Origin of the sequence: Streptomyces sp. UNOC14_S4, from assembly GCF_020740835.1 — a bacterium.
Taxonomy (GTDB): Bacteria; Actinomycetota; Actinomycetes; order Streptomycetales; family Streptomycetaceae; genus Streptomyces.
The window spans coordinates 1-3212 of record NZ_JAINFC010000683.1 but is presented as its reverse complement, the minus strand read 5'-3'; the positions used below and the strand labels follow the sequence as shown (position 1 = coordinate 3212).

The 3212-nt window shown below is 73.5% G+C and carries 4 protein-coding genes and 2 pseudogenes; 1 reads left to right on the top strand and 5 read right to left on the bottom strand.

The genetic code is table 11. The features are described from left to right. Both K6I34_RS34270 and K6I34_RS34265 read right to left on the bottom strand, forming a co-directional pair. Positions 1-170, bottom strand: a pseudogene (locus tag K6I34_RS34270) (SRPBCC domain-containing protein); the annotation flags it as partial. 5 nt (positions 171-175) lie between these two features. After that, entirely contained in the window at positions 176-778 is a 603-nt protein-coding gene (locus K6I34_RS34265; RefSeq protein ID WP_229331943.1) for an ABATE domain-containing protein, read from the bottom strand. Between the two features lie 21 nt (positions 779-799). Between K6I34_RS34265 and K6I34_RS34260 the strand changes: the two genes are divergently transcribed. Then, positions 800-1252 carry a VOC family protein gene (locus tag K6I34_RS34260; protein WP_229331942.1) on the top strand — a complete coding sequence of 151 codons (453 nt, stop codon included), beginning with the start codon at positions 800-802 and terminating at the stop codon, positions 1250-1252. 114 nt (positions 1253-1366) lie between these two features. Here the strand turns inward: K6I34_RS34260 and K6I34_RS34255 are convergent, their stop codons facing one another. The 3 genes and pseudogenes from K6I34_RS34255 to K6I34_RS34245 all read right to left on the bottom strand — a co-directional run. Beyond that, a complete protein-coding gene (locus K6I34_RS34255) occupies positions 1367-1846 on the bottom strand; it encodes a universal stress protein (RefSeq protein ID WP_229331941.1) in 480 nt (159 codons plus the stop codon). After that, positions 1843-2817 (bottom strand): L-histidine N(alpha)-methyltransferase, encoded by a 975-nt coding sequence (gene egtD, locus K6I34_RS34250; RefSeq protein ID WP_229331940.1) that lies wholly within the window; start codon positions 2815-2817, stop codon positions 1843-1845. The genes K6I34_RS34255 and egtD overlap by 4 nt, the downstream gene beginning before the upstream one ends. Next, a pseudogene (locus tag K6I34_RS34245) lies at positions 2814-3212 on the bottom strand (class II glutamine amidotransferase); the annotation flags it as partial. The pseudogene K6I34_RS34245 and the gene egtD, both read right to left, overlap by 4 nt.

Sequence of the window (3212 nt, the reverse complement as noted above, 5' to 3'; positions counted from 1 at the left end):
GCCGTCCGGTAGGGGGCGCCGCGCTCGGGGGTGAGGGCCGCGCCGGGGCCGAGCCAGAGGGCGAGCCCTTCGGGGCCGCTGATGAAGTCCCAGACGACGGGCGCGGGGTGGGGCAGCGTGCGGGACACGCCGATCTGCCAGCCGGCGTCCTTCGTGAGTCCCGTGGGCATGGCGGTCATCCTTTCTCGGTGTGGCGGGCGCGCAGCGCCCTGACCTTGTGGCGGTTGCCGCAGTGCTCCATGGAGCACCAGCGGCGGCGGCCGGGGCGTGAGGTGTCGACGTAGACGAGGTGGCAGTCCTCGGCGGCACAGGTGCGGATACGGTGCGCGAAGGGGCCGGTCAGCAGCTCGACGGCGTCCCGGGCGACGGTGGCCACCAGGTGCGTGCCGCTGGGGGCCCCGGCCCATTGCCGCTTCCCGTCCGGTGCGACGGCGGGCGCCAGAGCCGGGCGGGCGGCCGCCTCGTTGACGGCCTCCAGGTCACCGGGCGGGTACGGCTCTCCGCGCGTGTGGGCGATGACGATGCGGAACAGCGCGTCGCGCAGCCGTCGCGCGTCGGCCACCTCGGCCCGGGAGATCTCCAGCACGGGTGTCGGCGTCAGCCGTGACCGCTCGGCCCAGGAGGCCAGGTCGGCGGGCTCGTGCAGGACCTCGTAGCGGCGGTAGGGGCCGGGGCCGCCGGTGGTCAGGAGTTCCAGGCACAGCGCGCCGGGGTCGAACCGGTAGGCGACGCCGGTATGGGAGCGCAGCGTCAGCCCCTTGGTTGCGGTGGAGTCCATGTAACCACTATAACTGGTTACATGGCATTGAGCTGGAAGCTGGTCATCGACAGCACGAACGCACCCGTCCTCGCGGACTTCTGGGCCGCGGCCCTGGAATACGAGGTGGAAGACCCCGGCGCGCTCATCGAGCAGCTGCTGACCGCCGGTCACATCGGCGAGGAGGCGGTGATCGAGCACCGCGGCCGCAAGAACTTCCGCGGCTATGCCGCGATCCGCCACCCCGAGGACCCGTTCGACGAGACCAGCGGCGTCGGCCACGGCCGACGGCTGCTCTTCCAGGACGTACCCGAGGGCAAGGCGGGCAAGAACCGCCTGCACCTCGACATCCACAGCGGACCCGGCGGCCTCGACAAGCTGGTGGCCCGGCTGGAGGAGCTGGGGGCGACCCGCGTCCGCGAGGTGAACAAGGGCCCTGCCGGGCACTGGTGGGTCATGCGGGACCCGGAAGGCAACGAGTTCTGCGCCGCGTAGGCCGGGCCGCGCCCGCCTCTGGCATCACCGCGCCGCCACGAGCGCGGTGATGCCAGAGGCGCCGGGCCGCCCGGGCGCAGGCGGCCCCCACGACAAAGAACCCCCGTACTCCGGTCACGGGACCACCGTCACCGGCCATCTCCCCGCCTTCACCAGGCGAACCGCCACCGATCCGATGATGCGGTGGCCCGCCTGTTCGGACGCGCCGACGACGACCGCGTCCGCCTTGAGCTCGTCCGCGGTCTTGACCAGGCCGCTGTACGGGTCGCCGCGCAGGGTGTGGAACTCCCAGCGCACCTCGTAGACGCCCCGCAGCCGCTCCGTCGTGTCGCGGATCTCGGCGAGCAGTTCCTCCGCCACCTCCTCGGTCATCTCCGCCACGGGTGCCCCGAGGGCGGCGCTGCTCGCCAGCACGGGCTGGACGTAGACCACGGCGAGCAGCGCGTTCTGCCGACGGGCGAGGCCGGCCGCGTAGGCGGCGGCGCGCCACGAGGTGTCGGAGCCGTCGACACCGACGACGATCACCTTGGGGCCGTCGGTGCCGCGTTCGAAACCGGCGGGGATCCGGTCGTGCTTCTCCTCGTTCTCGTTCACGCCGTGAGGCTAACCGGCACGGAGAGCGACAGCGCGAAGCGGCCCTCCGGGTCGGTCCACCAGCGGACCGGTTCGAGCCCGGCCGTGGCCAGTTCCGCGTACACCCGCTCCTGCCGGAACTTCGCGGAGATCTCCGTGCGCAGCTCCTCGCCCGCCGCGAAGTGGACGGCGAGGTCGAGCGCGGGGACCTTGACGATGACGGGGGACCGGGCCCGCAGTCGCATCTCGATCCACTCCTCCCGGGCGTCCCAGAGGGCCACGTGGTCGAAGTCGTCGTGGTCGAAGTCGGCGCCGAGCTCGCGGTTGACGACGGACAGGACGTTCTTGTTGAACGCGGCGGTCACGCCCGCCGCGTCGTCGTAGGCGGCGACCAGCGTCCGTTCGTCCTTGACCAGGTCGGTGCCGAGGAGGAACGCGTCGCCCGGGGCGAGCCCGGAGCGCACGGTCGCGAGGAAGACGGCCCGTTCGGCGGGCCTGAGGTTGCCGATCGTGCCGCCGAGGAACGCCAGGACGCGGGGGCCGGGCACGGCCGGCAGCGCGAGCCCGTACTGGAAGTCGGCGACCAGGGCGTGCACGGTCAGCTCCGGCCGCTCGGCGAGCAGGGTCTCCGCGCCGCCGGTGAGGGCGCTCTCGCTGACGTCGACGGGCACGTAGTGGTCGATGGACGGCAGCGCGCGCAGCAGGTGGCGGGTCTTGTCGGAGGAACCCGAGCCCAGTTCGACGAGCGTGCGCGGGCGGACGACCTCGGCGATCTCCCCGGCCCGCGCGTGGAGGATCTCCCGCTCGGCGCGTGTCGGGTAGTACTCGGGCAGCCGGGTGATCTCGTCGAACAGCTCGCTGCCGCGGGCGTCGTAGAACCACTTCGGCGGGAGCTCCTTGGGGGTACGGGTCAGCCCGATGGCCACGTCCGCGCGCAGGGCGGCCGTGGTCGCGTCGGGGGGAAGGGTGCGGGTCAGGGCGAACGGACTCACTGAGCGGGCTCCTTGTGCGGGTCGGGAGGAAGGAGAGAAGAAGGGGCGAGGGGCAGGAGCGTGATGCCGGCGCGCGTGGCGGTGAGCAGCGTGCCGTCGGGGACCTCGGTCCAGCCGGGGTCGTCGTCGTACGGCTCCGAGGCGACGGCCGTCCGCCCGGCCGGGCCGGTGAGGTACCACAGGGAGTCGCCCCACGCCGTGGCCGCGATGGTCGTGCCGTCGGTGAGCAGCAGGTTCAGCCGCGAGCCCGGCGCGGCCGCGGCCACGTCCGCCACGGTGCCCGCGAGGGCCGCCCCCGGTGCCTCGCCGCCGCGCAGCCGGTGTTCGGCCAGCGCCCAGACGAACGCGGCGTCGCACCGCGCCGCCAGCCGCAGCAGCGCGGCCGGGGGCAGGCG